This is a genomic window from Streptomyces rubellomurinus, from assembly GCF_000961885.1.
In the GTDB taxonomy this organism is placed as follows: Bacteria; Actinomycetota; Actinomycetes; order Streptomycetales; family Streptomycetaceae; genus Kitasatospora; species Kitasatospora rubellomurina.
Genome location: NZ_JZKH01000121.1, coordinates 1 through 19,118, shown reverse-complemented (window position 1 = coordinate 19,118; position 19,118 = coordinate 1). Strand labels below are relative to the sequence as shown.

Below are 19,118 nucleotides of genomic sequence, written 5' to 3'. Positions count from 1 at the left end.
TCGGCCACGGTGTTGGGTCCGTGGGGTTGGGCGGGCGGGCGGGCGGAGGGTTCAGGCGACGGCCTGGTCGGGCTCCGGGGCGGGGCGGATGCCGGAGAGCAGGGTGGCCAGGGCCGGGGTGGTGGTGGCGGTGCGGGTGGCGGCGGTGTCGAACAGGTGGCGGGCCGGCTCGACGCCGTGCACCTCGGCCTCGATGGCGCGGTGCTCGGCCCAGCGCTCCCGGGTGAGCCGGTAGCGGTCGCTGACCGCCCGCTCGCCGCGCACGGCGTTGGTCTGGCTGCCGTCGTGGACGAAGCCGAACTTGCGGCAGACCGCCTGGGAGGCGTCGTTGCCCTGCCGGACGACGGACAGCGCCTGGTCGGCGCCGAGGCCGGTGAAGGCCAGTTCCAGGCTGGCGGCGCGGGCGTGGCCGCCGAGGCCGGAGCCCTGGTGGCGCAGCCCGAGCCAGGAGGTGAGCAGCACCTCGCGGGTGGTGCCGAAGTCGATCGCGCCGAGGCTCTGCGAGCCGACGACCTCGCCGTCGTGCACCACGACCAGGTAGAGCGTCCAGTCCTCCGGGGTCCATTCGGCCATCGCCCGCCAGTGCCGTTGCAGCACCCGGCGGGTGACGGTCTCCCGGTCGCCGTCCGTCCACTGGGAGAAGAACGGCATGAAGCCGGGGGCGTGGACGCCGGCGGCGGCCTGGTCGGCGAGCTGGTCGAGGTCGTCGGCGGTGGGGTACCGCAGCTCGATCCGGGAGGTGCGGACGGAGAGGCCGTGCAGCGGCCAGTTGCGCATGACGAGTTCCAGGGTTCGGGGTCAGCCCGCGGCCGGGGCGGCGGCGAGGAGGGCGGGTTCGGCGGCCGGCTCCGGGGCCGGTTCGGCGCCCGGTTCGGCACTCGGGCGGTCGAGGGCCGGGCGCAGTACGGCGCGCAGCCGGACGGACACCGCCGCCACGGCCAGGCAGCCGGCGATCAGCACGGCCATCAGCGGCAGGCCGCGGGCCCAGGGCAGGGTGGCGCCGGCCAGGGCCGGGCCGGCCACCGAGCCGGTGGAGACGGCGACCGACAGCAGGGCGTTGACCCGGCCGCGGACGTGGTCCTCGGCGAGGTCGTTGAGCAGCGCGGTCAGCACCGGGAAGACCAGTGCCTCGCCGAGCGAGAGCAGCACCACCCCGGCCAGCGCGGCGGCGAGCGCGCCGCCGCCGTGCCCGAGCCCGGCGACCGCGACCAGCGCCCAGGCGACGGCCCAGCAGGCGCCGCTGACGGCCAGCACGGTGCTGCGGCGCAGCCGCTGGACCTGCTCGCCGAGCAGGATCTGGGCCAGCACGGCGACCACGATGTTGAGCGCGAAGGCGCCGGACAGGCCCTCGGGGCCGAGCGCGCCGTTGCCGGTGAGGTAGCCGGGCAGGCCGGAGCGGAACTGGCCGTAGCTGACCAGCGAGCACATCGTCAGGGTGCCGAGCAGCACGCCGAGGTGGCGGGCCCGGAACACCTCGCGGTAGCCGCCGGACGGCTTCGCGTCCTCGTTCGGGCCGTCGTCCTCGCCGGCGGCCCGGGGCAGCAGCAGCCGCAGTGCGGCGGCGGCGACCAGGAAGGTCAGGCCGTCCGCGAGGTACAGGGCGGTGAACCGCCCGGCGCCCGCGCCGGCCGCGACCAGGCCGCCGACCAGCACGCCGAGGCCGGTCATCGCGTTGAACACCGCGTAGTCGGCGGAGAAGGCCAGGCCGCGCTCGCGGGCCGAGGCGGCGCCCGCGTACAGGAAGCGCAGCACGGTGCCGACGCCGCTGATGCCGAGGCCGTAGACCACGGCGGCGGCCAGCGCCGGGGCGGGGCCGGTGGCGAAGGCGTACAGCGCGGTGCCGAGGCCGGCGATCAGCATCACCAGCGAGACGACGGTGCGCTGCGCCAGCCGGTCGAGCAGCGCGCCCCAGGCCAGGCCGCCGGCGACGGCGGTGGCGGCCTGGACGGCGAGGGTCACGGCGGGCACCCAGGCGGGCAGGCCGCGGACCTGCTGCAGGTAGATCCAGAGGAAGGGCAGGACCAGGCCGCCGCCGAAGGAGTTGACGGCGTTGACGGCGAGGACGGCCCGGGTGCGCGGGGAGAACTCCCGGTAGAGGGCGAGGGGGTTGGTCATCACTCGGCGTCCAGCACGTACAGCCAGGAGTGCGGGGTGCCGAACGGGACGATCTTGCGCGGGCGCAGACCGGCGCCGGCGAACAGCTCCTCGTAGGTCTCCTTGGTGTGCAGCGGGACGCCCATCAGGGCGTGCGCCAGCTCGAAGCCGAGCGAGAAGACCGGCAGCGTGGTGGCGTGCTCGGAGTCCGGGCGCAGCATGGTGTCGCCGAGGACGAAGGTGCGGGCGGCCGGGAAGGCCTCGCGCAGGCGGGTGAAGATCTGCGGGCGGGTGGTCTCGTCGGCGAGCAGGTCGTGCAGCAGGAAGAAGCTCATCACGGTGTCGACCTCGGCGAGGGCGTCGCGGTGCGCCTCGCGGTGGCAGACGTCCAGCACGTCGGTGCGGATGGCCTGGACGCGGTCGGTGAGGCCGGCGTCGGCGATGGTGCGCTGGGCCAGGTCGGTGGCCGGGCCGCTGATGTCCAGGCCCAGGCCGCGGGTGCCGGGGCGCCCGCCGACGACCCGGCTGACCCGGGCGGAGATGCCGGAGCCCAGGTCGGCGATGGTGCCGAAGTCGACCTCGGCGAGCACGTCGTCGAGGGTGCCGACCATGAAGTTGCGGTCGTTCTGGCCGGAGCCGAGGGCGACCATGGCCTCGTCGCGCAGCACGTCGACGCCGAAGGTGCCCTCGCCGTTGGCGAGCAGGTGGGCGCGGCCGATGATGTCGTGGTAGCCGCCGACGCCCCAGGTGAAGTAGCCGCGCATCCGGGCGATCTCCTCGCCGGCCGGGGTGAGGACGACGGTGTCGCCGTCGTTCAGCAGCCGGACCCAGCCGCAGGTGGCGGCGCAGCGCAGCACCTCGCGGATGACGCGCTCGCGGGCGCCGGGGCCGGCGGCGGCGACGAAGCGCGGGACGTCGAGGGCGCCGTCGGCGAGCAGCCGGTCGAAGGCGCCGAGGCGGTCCAGGGCGTTGACGATGCCGGCCGCGACGAAGCCGTTGAAGGCCTGGTCGACGCCGATCGGGGCGGGGGCGGCGCCGTGCCAGTCGGCCGGGATCGCGGGGGTGGTCGGGTAGTCCTGAATGATCGTCATGTCTCTTTCCTTTTGGGTGAGTTGTTTTCAGGCGGCGACGGGGTGGGGTGCGTCGCGGAGATCGGGGAGCTCGGTGAGCAGTTCGGTGAGCAGTTCGGTGAGCAGGGCCTCGACGGCCTCGCGGCCGGCCACCGGCTCGTAGGCGGCCAGGGCGAGGGTCCAGTCGGTCCCGTCGCGCTCGCCGGTGTCGAGGACGCAGCGCACCAGCGGGGCGTCGCGCAGCTCGAACGGTCCGGCGGCGACCGCCTCGGCCGGGCGGCCGGGGACGGGCGCGGTGAGCCCGGTGGGGGCGGCGTCGGTGCGGGCGAACCAGCGGCCGCCCTGCTGGGTGAAGACGGTGCGCAGCTTCGGGTGCCGCTGCTGCAGTGCGGTGAACGCGGCTGCCACGGCGGCGGGTTCGGGTGCCGGGCCGGGCCGGACGGCGACGGCGCGGGCGTTGTGCTCGGCCGAGCTGGAGGAGCGCACCAGGTCGTGGAAGAGCCAGCGCTGCTCGTGCGGGGTGAGCGGGCGCAGGCCCCGGGCGGCCGTGGCGGGCTGCTCGTCGGCGGTGGTGCGGCGGAACGGGTAGCCGGGCAGCCGGACCTTGCGGCCGGGGCGGCCGAGGGTGGTGTCGACGTCCAGGCCGCGCCGCCACAGCTCGGCGAGCAGTCTGGCGAGCGGTCCGGAGAGCGGGGCGCCGTCCTCGGGGGTGACGCGCAGCCGTTCGGTGGCGCCCGTCCCGGGGTCGGTGAGGTCGAGGGCCAGGGCGGCTTCGCCGGCGCCACCGGGGCGGTCGACGTCGGCGCGCAGCGCGTCGGCCAGCGCGGTGCGGCCGAGCAGGGCGTCGGCGGCGAGCGCGCCGGTGCCCTCGCCGTGGATCTCCCGGGGCACCACGCCGCGGGCGATCAGCCAGGCGGCCAGCCCGTACTGCACGGCCACCGCCCGTCCGGCGGGCGAGGCGCCGAGCTGCTCGGCGAGCGCCAGGGCCTCGGTGACCTGCGGCAGTTCGGGCGCGCCGGGGAGGGGCTCGGTGAGCGCGCCGAGGTGCAGTTCGACGGCCGGAGCCGCCTGCGGTGCGTCCGCCGGTGCCCCGGCCCGCAGGGCGGCGGCCAGCTCGGCGGTGGTGCGCCCGTGGACGGCGTGCCGGGCGGCGAACCGCTCCCGGCCCAGGTGCAGCGTGGCGGCCACGTCGTCCGGGTCGAGGGCGGGTTCGCGTTCCAGCCGTTCGGCGAGCCGGCGGCAGGCCTCGGTGAGCGCGAGCCGGTCGCGGGCGGAGAGCGCGAGCACGCGGGGCGCGTCGGGCAAGGTCATCGGTGTCACACCCTTTCCGGGGCGCTCGGTGAGCTCGGGGCGCTCTGGTGCTGGCGCACCAGGACGTGGGCGTTGGTGCCGCCGACGCCGAAGGAGCTGACGCCCGCGGTGCGCGGACGGTCCTGCGGCCACGGGCGGCCCTCGGTGAGCAGGGCGAAGCGCTCGCCGTGCCGGGTCAGTTCCTCGATCGGCTCGGTGACGCCCGGGGTCGCGGGCAGGTAGCCGTGGTGCACCGCGAGCACCGCCTTGATCAGCCCGGCGATGCCGGCGGCGGTGTTGCAGTGCCCGATCGAGGCCTTGACGGAGCCGATCGCGACCTGCGGGCCGCCGGTGCCCAGGGCCTCGCCGAGGGCGGTGGCCTCGATGGCGTCGCCGAGCCGGGTGCCGGTGCCGTGCGCCTCCAGGTAGCCGACGTCCTCGCCGGTCAGCCCGGCCGCGGCGAGGGCGTCCCGGATCACCCGGGCCTGGCCCTCGACGCCGGGCGCCGAGTAGCCGACCCGGGCGACGCCGTCGTTGTTGACGGCGCTGCCGGGGATCACCGCGTACACCGGGTCGCCGTCGCGCTCGGCGTCGGCGAGCCGGCGCAGCAGCACCGCGCCGGCGCCGAAGCCGCCCACGGTGCCGGTGGCCCGCTGGTCGAAGGGCCGGCAGAAGCCGTCCTCGGCGTACAGGAAGCCGGGGCGGTAGGTGTAGCCGCCGTCCGACTCGGCCAGCGAGACGGCCCCGGCCAGCGCGTAGTCGCTCTCGCCGCGCAGCAGCGAGCGGGCGGCCAGGTGGACGGCGTACAGGCCGGTGGAGCAGGCGGTGTCGAGCAGCAGGGCCTCGCCCCACAGGTCGTGCAGGTAGGCGAAGCGGGAGGCGACGAAGGTCGGGTCGGAGTTGACCACGTCGTCGACCCGGGCCTCGCCGTCGTTCTGGACGAACCGCGGGCAGCCGACGTACAGGCTGGTGCCGTGCGCGATGTCGCTCAGCCGCAGCGAGGCGTCCTCGACGGCCGACCACAGCACCTCGTGCAGGACGCCCTGCTGCGGGTCGCCGTGCTTGACGTCCTCGGGGGCGAAGCCGAGCAGTTCGGCGTCGAAGCCGAGGCCGTCCGCCATCATGCCCCAGCGGGCCACCTTGCGGGTGCCGTCCGGGAGTTCGGTGACGACCGGGCCGGGGCCCTGGCTGAAGCAGTCCCGGCCGGCCCGCAGGTTGTCCCAGTAGGCGGCGAGGTCGGGGGCGCCGGCGAAGCGGGCGCCCATGCCGATGACGGCGATCGCGTCGTCGTCGGTGCGCCGACGGGGCCTCGCGGCCGGCCGCGGTGCGGCAGCGGCCTCGCCGCCGCCGACCAGCCGGGCCTGGGCGCGCGGCGTGGTGTGCCGCAGCAGGTCGGCGACGCCGGGCTTGACGCCGGTGGCCCGGTACAGGCCGTCGCGCAGCTTGACCAGGATCAGCGAGTGCCCGCCGACGTCGAAGAAGTTGCTGTCCGGGCCGAACGGGCGGCCGTCCAGCAGCTCCTGCCAGACCCGGGTGACGGCGGTCAGCGCGTCGTCGTCCGGCTGCCGCCGCTCGCCGAGGGCCGGCACGGCGGCGGGCGCCGGGGCGGCCGGGGCGGCGCCGGGGGCGGGCAGCCGGCGGCGGTCGATCTTGCCGTTCGGGGTGAGCGGCAGCTCGTCCAGCAGCAGCAGGTGCGAGGGGACGGCGAAGCGGGGCAGCACGGCGGCGAGCCGGCCGAGCAACTCCTCGACGGTGGTGGGGCGTTCCAGCACCGCGTAGCCGACGATCTCCTTCTCGCCGCGCCCGTTGATCCGGGCGGTGACGAACCCGGCCCGCACCTCGGGCTGGGCGCGCAGCGCGGCCTCGACCTCGCCGAGCTCGACCCGCTGGCTGCGGATCTTCACCTGGTTGTCGGCCCGGCCGATGAACTCCAACTGGCCGTCCGCGGCCCAGCGGACCCGGTCGCCGGTGCGGTAGAGCCGGCCGCCGTCACTGTGGAAGGGATCGGGGACGAAGCGCTCGGCGGTGCGCAGCGGGTCGCCCAGGTAGCCGCGGGCCACGCCGGCGCCGCCGAGCAGCAGCTCGCCGGGCACGTACGGCGGGGCGGGCGTCAGGGTGCCCTCCAGCACCACGTGCAGCCGGGTGTGCGGCACCGGGCCGCCGATCGGCAGGGTGCGGGCGCCCTCCGGCACCTCGGTGATCGGGTGCCAGGAGGAGGTGAAGGAGTTCTCGGTCGGCCCGTAGCTGTGCAGCAGGGTGCCGGGGCGGCACCAGCGCAGCGCCTTGCGGATGTGCGGGACGGAGATCAGCTCGCCGCCGAAGTACACCCGGCGCAGCGACTGCAGCAGGTCCGGCGCGTCCTCGATGATCCGGTTCAGCAGCGGGGTGGTGACCAGCAGCGTGGTGACGGAGAACTCCCGTACGGCCGCGCGCAGTTCGGTGGGGGCGAGGACCAGCTCCTTGTCCAGGACGGCCAGTCGGGCGCCGTGCGTGAGCGCGCCCCAGATCTCGTAGGTGGCGCCGTCGAAGTTGAGCGGCGACAGGTGCGAGACGGTGTCGTCCGGGCCGAGCGGCACGAAGTCGGGGCGGTGCATCATCCGCAGCACGCCGCCGTGGTGCAGCAGCACGCCCTTCGGCCGGCCGGTCGAGCCGGAGGTGTACAGCACGTTGAACAGGGTGTCCGGTCCGGCCGAGGTGACCGGCGGGACGGCGGGCAGGCAGCGGGCCGCGCGGACGGCGTCCGGCACGGCGTGCACCGGCCGGCCGGTGGCGCGCACCCGGTCCTGCTCGCCGGGCTCGGTCAGCACCAGCGCGGGGCGGGCGTCGTCGAGCACCAGGGCGAGCTGGGCGTCCGGGTAGGCCGGGTCCAGCGGCAGGTAGGCGGCGCCGGCCAGGGCGACGGCGAGCATCGCGGTGACGGTCGGGATGCCGGGGCGCAGCAGCAGGGCGACCAGGTCGTCGGTGCGCACCCCCTGGGTGCGCAGCCAGTGCGCCAACCGGGCGGCGTCGGCGGTGAGTTCGCGGTAGCTGACGGACCGGTCGCGGTGGATCACGGCGGTCGCGTCGGGGGCCCGCTCGGCCTGGGCGAGGACCAGCCCGGGCACGGTGGTGGCGGCGTCGTCGGCCCGGTCGGTGGCGCCGGTGCGGCCGGTGCTGACGGCGAGGCCGGCCAGCAGGTCCAGGCAGGGCGCGTCGGCGCGGCAGACGGCGGCCAGCAGCCGGTCCAGCTGGTCCAGCATCAGGTCGGCGGTGGCCGGGGTGTACAGCGCGCAGTCGTGGTCGATGCGCAGCAGCAGCTCCTCGCCCGCGCCCTCGTCCAGCTCGACCGCGGCGAGGCCGAGGTCGTACTTGGCGGCGCCGCCCTCCAGGTCGAACTGGCGGACGGTCACGGAGGGCAGCCGCCACGCGCGGCGCCCGGCCGGGTGGTGCAGGAAGACGGTGGCGTAGCCGGGCCCGCCGGCCGGGGCGCCGTGGTCGGCCAGCGCCTCCATCGAGTCGAGCAACTGCCCGCCCAGCAGGGCCGCCTGGGCGTCGAAGCCGCGCTCGGGCAGGTAGTCGCTGCGCACCGGCAGGACGCGGGTGAACAGGCCGACCGCGTGCTCGGCGCCGGCCCCGTCGCGCCCGGCGAAGGGCATGCCGAGCACGCCCTCGGACTCGCCGGACCACGCGTGCAGCAGCAGCGTCCAGGCGGTGAGCAGCACGGTCGCGCTGGAGGTGCCGGTGCGGACGGCGACCTCGCGCACGGCGGCCAGCCGCTCGGCGGGCAGCCGGCGCTCGGTCCAGCCGGGCTCGCCGGCGGCGCCGCCGTCCGGGCGGACCAGGTCGGGCAGCGGGGCGAGCACCACCGGGTCGTCGCCGACCAGGGCGTCCCAGTGCGGGCAGCTCTCGCCGGCGGCGGGCGGGGTGGCCAGGGCCGGGGCCGGGTGGACCGCGGTGCCCTCCAGGTGCGCCCGGTAGCCGGTCAGCAGGTCCTGGGTGAGCACGCCCATCGAGTCGCCGTCCGCGACGATGTGGTGGACGGTCAGCACCAGCAGGGCGCCGTCCGGGTGGGCGAACAGGTCGGCGCGCAGCAGCGGCGCCGTCCCCGGGTCGAGCGGGCGGGCGGCGGAGGCGGCGCCCTCCCGTAGCGCCGCCTCGCGCTCGTACGGGCCGGGCTGGGCGACGACGCCGAGCGGGACGACGGCGCCCGGCTCGGGCAGCACCCGCAGCTCGCCGCCCTGCGCCTCGAACCGGCTGGCCAGCGCCGGGTGGCGCAGCAGCAGGTCGGCGAGGGCGCCGCGCAGCGCGGCCGGGTCGACCGGGCCGTCGAACTCCAGGGCCAGCGGGATGTTGTAGCGGCCGGAGTCCGGCTCGACCTGGTCGGCGAGCCAGATCTCCAGCTGGGCGACGGACGCGGTCATGCCCGGGCCCCGACCGGGACGGCGGCGGTCGCGGTGTCGGTGTCCGAGGCGGCCAGCGCCTCGGCCTGGCCGCGGACGGTCGGGTGCGCGAACAGCAGCTTGATCGGGACGGGCCGGCCCAGCGCGGTGCGCAGGATCTTGCTGATCCGCAGCGCGGCGCCGGAGTGGCCGCCGACGCGGTTGAAGTTCTCGTCGTCGCCGAAGTCCTGGTGGCCGAGCACGGAGGCCCAGGCGTCGCGGACGGTGCCGAGGAGCGGGGTGGCTTCAGGGGTGGCGGTCATGGCGGGGCGGGTTCCTTCCGCACGGAGGAGGTGGTCGGGGAGCGGTCGCCAGGGGTTCACCAGGACGTCCCCCCGACCGGCACGGTCTTGCGGTAGGTGGCGTCCACGGAGTCCCACAGCGCGGGGAAGAGCGTCCGCTCGGACATGGCGCGCAGGGCGCTGATCGACTGGCCGCGCAGGCTGGTCGGCATGCCGGGGCACTCGGCCTCGTCGATGCCGTGCCGGGACTCGGGGTGGCCGCCGAGCTGGCTCCAGACCATCCGCAGGTGGCGCTGCTTCCAGTACACGACGGCGCCGTCCAGCCGGAGCATCGCCTTGCGGACGAGGGCGAGTTCGGCCGCCGCGCGGTCCTCCTCGGCGGGCGCGGCGAGCCGGCCCTGGGCCTCGATCAGGTCCTCGGTGGTCAGGCCGGCGCGGTGCAGGGCGTCCATGAACTCCTGCCACAGCGGCACGGCGGCGCGGCGCAGGTTGCGGGCGCCCGGGGAGTCCAGCCCGGTGGTGTTCTCCGGGAAGGTCGCGCGCATCGCCAGCAGGCTGCGCTGCGGCAGGTGCTCGACGAGCACGGTGAGCACGGTCAGCGGGATGTCGCCGACGTCGGCCGCCCGCTCCAGCACCTGGGCGGCCATCAGCTGGTCGCCGGCCCGCATCAGGTCGATCGCCCGGCGCATCTCGAAGTGCATCTCGCACCAGGCGAACTCGGTGATCAGGTGCACGGTCTGGAACAGCCGCTGGTCCGGGTGGACGAGCTCGTTCTCGGGCAGCAGCGCGGAGAGCGCGGTGGTGAGCCGGGTGTCCTCCTCGTAGTTGCTCCCCCGGTCGTACTCGTAGACGAGCAGCCGCTCGTCCTCCTCCGGGTTCATGGACTGCCGGGCGGCGCCGGGCCGTCCGGTGGCGGATCGCTTGCTCATCGGTGGGTGTCTCCGGGTCGGGGTGGGGTGCCGTGCTGCGGGCGTCGGGTGACGGCGGCCGTCAGGCGGCGGTGGTCTCGCGGACCAGCGAGGGGAACAGCCGGTTGGCGATGACCGCCTCCAGGTAGGGCACGCCCTCGGTGGCGCCGGTGCCGGTGCGTTCGCCGATCATGCGGACGGCCAGCCGGTAGTGGGTCTGCTTCCAGCGCTGGTGGACGGACTCCAGCTGGGTCGCGGCGGCGCGCACCGCGGTGGCGTCGGCCTCCTTGAGCCAGCCGCTGTCGGCGACGTCGTGCCAGGTGCCCTGGACGGTCTCGCGGCCCTCCAGCACGGCCGCGCGCACCCGGGGCACCGAGGTGAAGGCGGCGGAGTCGAGCCGGGCCCGCAGCGGGGTCGAGCAGAACGACTCGAAGGTCTTGTAGCCCTCGGACTGGATGGCGCTGGCGCCGTCGGTGAACTGGCGGAAGATCCGGAACGACTCCGGCTGCATCGTGGCCAGCAGCGAGAACAGCGGCAGCGACTCCTTGAGCACGTCCGCGACGGCGGCGACCGCCGGGGCCGCCTCGCCGGGCTCCTCGCCGTGCAGCTGGCGCACGGCGCAGGCCAGCGCGCCGGACATGAAGGTGAAGGTGGCCTCGAAGGACTGCAGCACCCGCAGGAACAGGTACTCGTCGTGCAGCACGTACACCGGCTGGACGCTGGCGGCCAGGGTCAGCCGCTCCTCGTCGCTCAGGGTGTCCCGGACGGCGTCGGCGAGCAGGGTGGGCGCGGTGCGGCCGGGGGTGGCGGCGACCGTGCCCGGGTCGACGGTGCCCGGGGCGAGCACCCGCAGTGCGGCCGGCTCCATGACCCGGACGGCGAGGCGCCGGCGCTTGTCCAGCACCCGGGCGTCCGGCAGCATCTCGACCGGGTGCTCGGGGTGGCCGTCCAGGGCCCGCTGCTCGAAGTCGACCAGGTCGGCGAGCAGCAGCAGGACGAGCCGGTCGCGCCGGTAGCGGAGCTTGCGCCAGTCGCCGCTGGGCGGGCGGCGCAGCAGCTCCAGCGCGGTGTAGCTGGGGTAGTCGTAGTGGTCGTCGTACTTGTCCAGGACGACGTCGAGGAAGCGGCCGAGGAAGCTGCCGGGGGCCTCCTCGGGGCCGGCGGCGAGCAGGTCGGCCCGGTGGCGGGTGCGGCAGGCGGCGAGCCGGTCGAGCAGGTCGGGTGCGAGGAAGTGCTTGCCCACGGAGCGCAGGTGGGCGAGCAGGGCGGTGTACGGGAAGGTCCGCTCGGTGCCGGTGCGGCACCAGTCGGCGAGCTCCTCGCCGAGGGCGGCCGCGGCGGCGGCTGCGGCCGGCGCGGTGGGCGTGGCGGCCTCCCGGTGGGCGCCGCTCACTCCCAGCCGGTGTCGCCGGACACCACGGTGGCGGTCGGGCAGGGGGTCGCGAACGCGATCGGTCGCGGGGCGATGCGCATGGGCAACTCGGCTCTCTGGTTCGGGGCATGTTCGGGGCACGGCCGACATACCGGCGGTCGCGGGGGTGGGTGCCGATCCGGGCCTCGGCGCGGGTGCGGCCGGGCCGGGGGCGGGGGCTGATCGGGCCGGGGCGGGTGCCGATCGGCTGATGCCAGGAACTCTGCTGGTCGGGGCGGGCCGAATCCATCGGCGCCCGATGGCAGCAAACTGCACGGCAGCAAGTGCGCCGTGCGCGGAGCCCGTCCGGGGGTGGTTCTGCCTGGGGTGTTCACGCACCGTCACCACGGCCGTTTTCCGCCGGTTCGACTGCGCAGGGTGCCCGGGAGAAGCGGACTCCTACCCTCCGGTTGTGAGGCAGATCACAAATGTGGAACGCATGATCGAGGCGTGACGGAGCCATGCGGATAATGTCCATCGGGGCTGCTGGGCGCAACTTTCGATGTGACGGGGGAAATGCATGGAAATTCGGCTGCTCGGGCCGCTGGAGATCGTCGACGGCGGCCAGCAGGTGTCGATCGGGGGGCCGCGTCAGCAGGTGGTCCTCGCGATGCTGGCGCTGAATGCGAACCGGGTCACCCCGAATGACCAGCTCGTCGACGCCGTCTGGGGGGAGCTGCCGCCGGCCACCGCCCGGTCGCAGATCCAGATCTGCATCTCCGCCCTGCGCCGGGTGCTCGCCGACGCCGGCCGGGCCGACCTCATCGTCACCCGCCCCTCCGGCTACCTGCTGGCCACCGCCGCCGGCGAGCTGGACATCGACCGCTTCGCCCGGCTCGGCGAGACCGCCCGGGTGCACGCCGACCACGGCCGCACCGCCCAGGCCGCCGAGGGTTTCGCCGAGGCGCTCGGCCTGTGGCGCGGCCCCGCCCTCATGGGCATCCCCAGTGACCTGGCACAACGCGCCGCCACCGTGCTGAACGAGCAGCGGCTGGCCGTCACCGAGGAGGCCTACCGGCTGGAGCTGGAGCTGGGCCGGCACGACAAGATCATCGGCCCGCTGTTCGAGCTGATCGCCCAGGAGCCGCTGCGCGAGCGGCTGTACGGCTCACTGATGCTCGCGCTGTACCGGGCCGGCCGGCAGGCCGACGCCCTGGACGTCTTCCGCCGGATGCGCGCCGTCCTGGTCAGCGAGCTGGGCATCGAGCCCGGCCGCGAGCTCCAGGAACTGGAAATGGCCATTCTCAACGGCGACCCGCGGCTGGAGGCGCCCACCGCCGCCGTCGTCCCCTCGGTGCCCGCCCAGCGCTCCGCCGAGCCCGTTTCCGACGGCGACGAACCGGAGGTTCCGCCGGTGGAGGCCACGGTTCCGCCTCCACACCAATTGCCCACCGACACGGCCGATTTCACGGGCCGTCAGGAACACGTCGAGGAAATCCGGGACTATCTCCAGGCGCCGGTCCAGGAGAACTCCGGCAGCTGTCCGGTGCGCGTCGTCGGCATCACCGGCAAGGGGGGGATCGGAAAGTCCAGCCTGGCCGTTCGTGTGGCCCACGAATTGCACGCCGCATTTCCGGACGGACAGCTCTACGCCGACCTCCACGGCTCCGGCGGGGACGGCTCCGGGCACGTGCTCGGCCGCTTCCTGCGCGCCCTCGGCGTGGCCAGCCACTCGGTGCCCGACGACCTGGAGGAGCGCAAGGCCCTCTACCGCAGCCGGCTCGCCGGCCAGCGGGTGCTCGTCGTGCTCGACGACGTCCCGGACGAACGGCTGCTGCGCGACCTGCTGCCCGGCAGCGCCAGCTGCGCCGTCATCGTCACCAGCCGCTCCCGGCTCAGCGGCCTGCCCGGCATCCACCGGGTCAACCTCGACCTGTTCACCGAGGACCTGTCCGTCGAGCTGCTGTCCCGGATCGCCGGCCACGAGCGGGTCGCCAAGGAACTGCCCGCGGCCGTCGAACTCGCCAACTTCTGCGCCGGCCTGCCGCTGGCCCTGCGGATCGCCGGCGCCCGGCTCGCCTGCCGCCCGCACTGGCGGATCAACCGGCTCGTCCAGCGGCTCCGCTCCGAGGCCGGGCGGCTCGACGAACTCGCCCACGGCGGGCTGGAGTTGCGCTCCAACATCGCGCTCGCCTACGGCGCCCTCGGCCCCGACGCCCAGCGGCTGTTCCGGCTCTTCGCGCTGCCCCGCGCCAGCGACTTCGCCGGCTGGACGGCCGCCGCCCTGCTCGACGTCGACCTGCCCGACGCCGAGGACATCGTCGAGGAACTCGTCGACGCCCAGCTGCTCGACGTCCTCACCTTCCCCGGCGAGGACGCGCCGCGCTACCGCTTCCACGACCTGATCAAGATCTACGCCCGCGAACGCCTCGCCGAGGCCGACCCGGCCGAGCACGCCGACGCCGCGCTGCGCCGGGTGCTCGCCGCCTGGATGTCCCTCGCCGAGGAGTGCCACCGGCGCGAGTACGGCGGCGACTACACCGTGCTGCACGGCACCGGCGAACGCTGGCGGCTGCCCGAGGACGAGCTCGCCGACCTGCTGAAGAACCCGATGGCCTGGTGGGAGACCGAGCGCCGGGCCCTGGTCGCCGCCGTCAACCAGGCCGCCGACCTCGGCCTCGACGAACTCTGCTGGGACCTCGCCCTCACCTCCGTCACCCTGTTCGAGACCAAGGGCTACTTCGACGACTGGCGGGAGACCTCGGAGGCCGCCCTGCGGCTCGCCGAGGCCACCGGCAACCGGCGCGGCCGCGCCGCCATGCGCTACTCGCTCGGCACCCTGCACATGTTCCAGAAGCGCCTCGCCGAGGCCGACGCCTGCTTCCTGCCCGCCCTCGACGACTTCGCCGAGGAGGGCGAACGGCACGGCTGGGCGCTGGTGCTGCGCAACATGGCCTTCGTCGACCGGCTGCGCGGCGACCACGAGGCGATGATGGACAAGTACACCACCGTCCTCGCCGACCTGCGCGAGCTCGGCGACAAGATCGGCGAGGCGCACGTGCTGTGCAGCGTCGCCAAGGTCCGGATGGACGCCGGCGAGTACGACACCGCCCGCGAGATGCTCAACTCGGCGCTGGCGATCTGCCGGGAGACCGGCTGCCTGCGCGTCGAGGCCCAGGTGATCTACCGGCTCGGCGAGCTGTACCTGAAGAGCGACACCCTGGAGCTGGCCAACCAGGCCTTCAACTGGGTGCTCCGCCTGGTCAGGAAGTCCAACGACCGGATCGGCGAGTCGCACGCCCTCTACGGGCTCGGCCTCGTCCACTGGGGCGAGGGCCGCACCGGGCAGGCCGAAGCCGTCTTCCTGCAGGCCGTCACCCTGGCCCGCCAGGTCGGCGAACGCACCGTCGAGGCGCAGTCGCTGTACTCGCTCGGCTCCATCGCCCTCGGCGCCGGCTCGCTCCCCGCCGCCCGCACCCACCTGGAGGCCGCCGCCGCGATCTTCGACGACCTGGGCTCGGCGCTGTGGCAGGGCAAGACCCGCTTCGTCCTCGCCGACGTCCACGGCGCCGGGGGCGACGCCGACGCCGCCCTCGCCGAACTCGCCGCCACCCAGGCGCTGCTGGCCGACGTCGCGGCCCCCGAGGCGGACCGCCTCAAGGACGAGCTCTTCGGCCGCCGGATCATGCTCCGCGGCGAACTCGCCTGAGGCCTTCTCCGGGCGCCCGCTCGGCCGGAGCGGGCGCCTTTGTCGGGGTTGCGGCCGTCAGGCGGCCCGGTACGCCCGCAGGAAGGCCGCCACACCGCCGGTGATCTGCCGCTCGGTCTCCTCGGCCGGCAGCTTCAGCACCCCGTAGTGGGTGAGCTGCACGATCGAGTGCGAGGTCAGCGCCATGAAGTGGGCGCCCGCCAGCGCCGCGTCCCCGTGCAGGTCGAGCAGCCCGGCCTCCGCCAGGGCGGTCATCGCCTCGGCGAGGGCGCGGCCCACCGGGCCCGGACCGGCCTCCTTCCAGGTCCGCAGCACCTCCTCCGGCACGTGGTCGGCCTCGGCGTGGATGTGGCGGACCAGCGCGAAGTGGTCCGGGTGCTCGGCCATCAGCGCCACGAAGCCGCGCGCCAGGGCGACCAGGTCGCGCTCCAGGTCCGCCGGCCGGGGCGGGCGCTCCGGGTCCAACAGGCCGTTCATCCGGGCGATCTGGGCGTCCCGGACCTCGCCCGAGGTCCAGGCCACCACCGTGCGGAACAACTCGGCCTTGCCGCCCGGGAAGTGGTTGTAGAGCGTCCGGGTGGAGACGCCGGCCGCCGCGGCCAGCGCGTCGACCGAGGCGCGGGTGTAGCCCTCGCGGCCGAAGACGCCGCAGGAGGAGCTCGCGATCGCGATCTGTTTGGCCAGCTTCCGCGGCGGGACCTCGCGGCGGGACTGCTCCAGCCAGGCCTCGTTGCTGCTGCTGCTCACTCGGACCCCTCTCGAAAATTACAACGGGCGTTGCACTTCTTACAACGCTCGTTGTACTTTACCGGAGGAGCGGCCGATCCACCGGCCGATCGTCCGAGGAGGGGACCAGTCATGTCTGTTGCCATCAATGAGAAGCTGCGCGTTGCCGTGATCGTGAGCAGCGTCCGCGAGGGGCGGATCGGCCCGAAGGTCGCGGACTGGTTCCTCGGCGTCGCCGAAGGCCTGGGCGACGGCATGGAGTTCGAGGTCGTCGACCTCGCCGAGGTCGACCTGCCGCTCGCGATGCCCGGCTGGGGCAGCGCACCCTCCGAGCGGGCGAAGGCCGCGCTGGCCGAGGTCAGCCCGCGACTGGCCGCGGCCGACGCCTTCGTCGTCGTCACCCCCGAGTACAACCACAGCTTCCCGGCCGCGCTGAAGAACCTGATCGACTGGCACCGCGAGGAGTGGCAGGCCAAGCCGGTCGGCTTCGTCTCCTATGGCGGGCTCGGCGGCGGCCTGCGCGCCGTCGAACAACTCCGGTTGGTCTTCGCCGAGTTGCACGGTGTCACCATGCGCGACTCGGTCAGCCTGCACGGCCCCTGGTCCGGCCTCGGCGCCGATGGCGCGCCGCTGGACCCGGCCGTCAGCGAGGGCGCCGCCAAGGGCATGCTCGGCCAGCTCGACTGGTGGGCGCGGACCCTGCGCAGCGCCCGGGCCGAGCGTCCGTACGGGGTGTGAGCGCCGTGGCACCGCAGTCCACGGTGGGGCGGACGGTGGCCGTGGTGGTCACCGGGTCGCTGCTCTCGGTGGTCGACATGACGATCGTCAACGTCGCGCTGCGGCGGCTCACCGAGGTCTTCCACGCCCCGATCGCCACCATCCAGTGGGCCACCACCGCCTACACCCTGGCGCTGGCGGCCGTCATTCCGACCGCCGCCTGGGCGATGGCACGGATCGGCGCCAAGCGCACGTACCTGCTCGCCCTCGCCCTCTTCACGCTCGGCTCGCTGCTGGCCGCCTGCGCCTGGGACGTCGGCAGCCTGATCGCCTTCCGCGCCCTGCAGGGCCTCGGCGGGGGCCTGCTGATGCCGGTCGGCATGGCGATGGTGATGCGCGCCGCCGACCGGGCCGGAATGGGGCGGGCGATGGCACTGCTCGGCCTGCCCGTCCTGGTCGGGCCGGTGGCGGGCCCGGTGCTCGGCGGCTGGCTGCTCGACACCGTCTCCTGGCGCTGGATGTTCCTGATCAATCTGCCGGTGGGGCTGCTGGCCCTGGCGTTGGCGTGGCGGCTCCTGCGGCCGGACGCGCCGGGCTCGGAGGCCGCCGAGGCGCCCAAGCTGGACCTGCCGGGCCTGCTGATGCTCTCGCCCGGGTTGGCGCTGCTGCTCTTCGGGCTCGCCGGTGAGCGCACCGCGTGGCTGCCCGTCGCCGGTGGCGTGCTGCTGATCGCCGGCTGGACGCGACGGTCCCTGGCCGTCCGTCAGCCGCTGCTGGAACTGCGGCTGTTGCGCGACCGGACCTTCGCGGCATCGATCGCCACGCTCGCGCTGTTCACCTGCGGCTACTTCGGCTCGATGCTCCTCGCGCCGGTCTACTGGCAGCAGGTGCGCGGCCAGGGCGCGATGGCGGCGGGCCTGCTCGGTGCACCGGTCGGGCTGGCGGTCGGGGTGTCGATGCAGATCGCCTCGCGGCGCATCGACGCCATCGGCCCGCGGCGGCTGATCCCGCCCGGCGTGGCGCTCGGAGCGCTCGGCATGGCGCTCACCGCCCTGCAGGTGGGCGAAACCGGGGTGCCCGCCTGGCGGGTGGTCGGCGCGGCGATGGTGATGGGCGTCGGCTCCGGGATGGTGCTGATGCCGACCATGACCACCGCCGGCCGGCACCTCCCCAAGGCCCGGATTGCGGCCGCCAGCACCGCGCTGAGCATCAACTCCCAACTCTGGGCCTCGATCGGCACCGCCCTGATCTCCGTCGTCCTCGGTACCGTGGGCACCGACCCGGCCGGCTTCCGCACCGCCTACGCGGTCGCGGCCGCCATCCTCGCCCTGGCCCTCCTCCCGGCCGGCCTCCTGGCCCGGCGCGGGTGAGCCGGGGCCGGATGCCCTCCCAGGCGCCAGTTCTTCGGGCCCGCCGCGAACCTTCGCGGCGGGCCCGTGGCGGTGAGGGGGTGAACTACCGGGCCGGATGGCCGAATTGGTCTGATTGGGCGCCGATCTTGCCGTCTGTTGTTCGCTACTGATCAACTTCGACCATTTCCGGCCGGATCGGCGGCCCGCCCGGCCTGCCCTGGTCGTCCCCGCCCCGCGTCGTACGCCATCCATCCGTGGACGTACCTGTGGCGTGATCTCCCCCTGCCTTGTTGACCATGGAGGCGCGGTGCCTGAAGAATCCGCGCAGCCTGCACAACTGGCCCATGATCGTCACAATTTCTTCGCGTGCGGGCCGTTCGGCTCGCCGTCTCCGGAAGGTCCTTCGCGATGCGTCGTACCGCCTCCCTGCTCGCCACTGCGCTGCTCGCGGCAGCCGCCGCGCTCACGGCGCCCGCCGCCGAGGCCGCGCCGGCCGCCGGCGCGCAGGCCGCCGGACCGTGTTACGTGCAGGGCAATCCCCAGGGGTACTTCAACGGCACCTGTTCGGGCATCGACCCGATGCAGACCTGGCACATGGTGATCACCTGTCTGAACTACAACACGGGCGGCCCGGGCGGTCCGTACGTCATAGCGGGCACCACCGGCGGGTGGGTCACCGGCAACACCACCACCTGGGCCAGCTGCGGCGCGGACCAGGTGAATTCGGTGTACATCCAGTTCGGCCCCGCGCCGGCGGGCGGTCCGACCGGCCAGATCACCGGCTACGTGAACAAGTGCCTGGACGTGCGGATGGGCACCAGCGTCAACGGCACGCCCGTCCAGATGTGGGACTGCCTCGGCAACGTCAACCAGTCATGGCGGATCGCCTCGGACGGGACCATCCGCGCGGTCGGCCTGTGCCTCGACACCGAGGGTGGGCGGACCGACAACGGCACCCCGGTGCAGATCTGGGAGTGCAACGGCGCGGCCAGCCAGCAGTGGCAGGTCCGGTCCGACGGCGCGATCATCAACGTGAAGTCCGGCCGCTCCCTGGACGTCCGGGCCTTCGACACCGCCAACGGCGCGCTCGCGCAGATCTGGGACTTCAACAACACGGCCAACCAGCTCTGGCAGGCCCCCGCGTAACCCCGCACCGGCCCACCCGAGCGCGCCACGGGCCAGGACGGCCAGGCCTGCCACGATGCGCTCGGGGCTGAGGCTGGCCCCCCACCCCCCCACCC

At 74.7% G+C, this 19,118-nt stretch carries 13 protein-coding genes; 4 read left to right on the top strand and 9 right to left on the bottom strand.

Features of this window, described 5'->3' with window-relative positions:
- Positions 1-51 precede the first annotated feature (51 nt).
- The 8 genes from VM95_RS45355 to VM95_RS34195 all read right to left on the bottom strand — a co-directional run bounded on the left by VM95_RS45355 (position 52) and on the right by VM95_RS34195 (position 11,415).
- Positions 52-777 (bottom strand): GNAT family N-acetyltransferase, encoded by a 726-nt coding sequence (locus VM95_RS45355; protein WP_045704414.1) that lies wholly within the window; start codon positions 775-777, stop codon positions 52-54.
- A 21-nt stretch (positions 778-798) separates the two neighbouring features.
- Complete coding sequence (locus VM95_RS34225) at positions 799-2,115, bottom strand: MFS transporter (protein ID WP_045704412.1); 1,317 nt, start codon at positions 2,113-2,115, stop codon at positions 799-801.
- The gene (locus tag VM95_RS34220) at positions 2,115-3,185 is read right to left on the bottom strand and encodes a methyltransferase (protein WP_045704410.1); all 1,071 of its coding nucleotides are present in this window, start codon (positions 3,183-3,185) and stop codon (positions 2,115-2,117) included. Before VM95_RS34220 ends, VM95_RS34225 begins: the two co-directional genes overlap by 1 nt.
- Before the next feature lie 27 nt (positions 3,186-3,212).
- On the bottom strand, positions 3,213-4,475 hold the full coding sequence (locus tag VM95_RS34215) for a CurL C-terminal domain-containing protein (RefSeq protein ID WP_045704408.1): 1,263 nt from the start codon (positions 4,473-4,475) through the stop codon (positions 3,213-3,215).
- A gap of 5 nt (positions 4,476-4,480) precedes the next feature.
- Entirely contained in the window at positions 4,481-8,854 is a 4,374-nt protein-coding gene (locus tag VM95_RS34210; protein ID WP_045704406.1) for a non-ribosomal peptide synthetase, read from the bottom strand.
- A complete protein-coding gene (locus VM95_RS34205) occupies positions 8,851-9,135 on the bottom strand; it encodes a phosphopantetheine-binding protein (RefSeq protein ID WP_045704404.1) in 285 nt (94 codons plus the stop codon). Before VM95_RS34205 ends, VM95_RS34210 begins: the two co-directional genes overlap by 4 nt.
- 56 nt (positions 9,136-9,191) lie before the next feature.
- Positions 9,192-10,043 (bottom strand): hypothetical protein, encoded by an 852-nt coding sequence (locus VM95_RS34200; RefSeq protein ID WP_045704402.1) that lies wholly within the window; start codon positions 10,041-10,043, stop codon positions 9,192-9,194.
- A gap of 61 nt (positions 10,044-10,104) precedes the next feature.
- Positions 10,105-11,415 carry a hypothetical protein gene (locus VM95_RS34195; protein ID WP_052707747.1) on the bottom strand — a complete coding sequence of 437 codons (1,311 nt, stop codon included), beginning with the start codon at positions 11,413-11,415 and terminating at the stop codon, positions 10,105-10,107.
- A gap of 538 nt (positions 11,416-11,953) precedes the next feature.
- On the opposite strand from VM95_RS34195, the gene VM95_RS34190 reads away from it, so the two are divergent.
- A complete protein-coding gene (locus VM95_RS34190) occupies positions 11,954-15,082 on the top strand; it encodes an AfsR/SARP family transcriptional regulator (protein ID WP_052707746.1) in 3,129 nt (1,042 codons plus the stop codon).
- Positions 15,083-15,139: 57 nt separating this feature from the next.
- Here VM95_RS34190 and VM95_RS34185 read toward each other — a convergent pair whose 3' ends face one another.
- Positions 15,140-15,829 (bottom strand): TetR/AcrR family transcriptional regulator, encoded by a 690-nt coding sequence (locus VM95_RS34185; protein WP_045704400.1) that lies wholly within the window; start codon positions 15,827-15,829, stop codon positions 15,140-15,142.
- 111 nt (positions 15,830-15,940) lie between these two features.
- On the opposite strand from VM95_RS34185, the gene VM95_RS34180 reads away from it, so the two are divergent.
- The 3 genes from VM95_RS34180 (at position 15,941) to VM95_RS39395 (ending at position 19,023) form a co-directional block, all read left to right on the top strand.
- A complete protein-coding gene (locus VM95_RS34180) occupies positions 15,941-16,546 on the top strand; it encodes an NADPH-dependent FMN reductase (protein WP_045704398.1) in 606 nt (201 codons plus the stop codon).
- 5 nt (positions 16,547-16,551) lie between these two features.
- Complete coding sequence (locus VM95_RS34175; RefSeq protein WP_244179057.1) at positions 16,552-17,895, top strand: DHA2 family efflux MFS transporter permease subunit; 1,344 nt, start codon at positions 16,552-16,554, stop codon at positions 17,893-17,895.
- Positions 17,896-18,285: 390 nt separating this feature from the next.
- Positions 18,286-19,023 (top strand): ricin-type beta-trefoil lectin domain protein, encoded by a 738-nt coding sequence (locus VM95_RS39395; RefSeq protein WP_052707745.1) that lies wholly within the window; start codon positions 18,286-18,288, stop codon positions 19,021-19,023.
- Positions 19,024-19,118 lie beyond the last annotated feature (95 nt).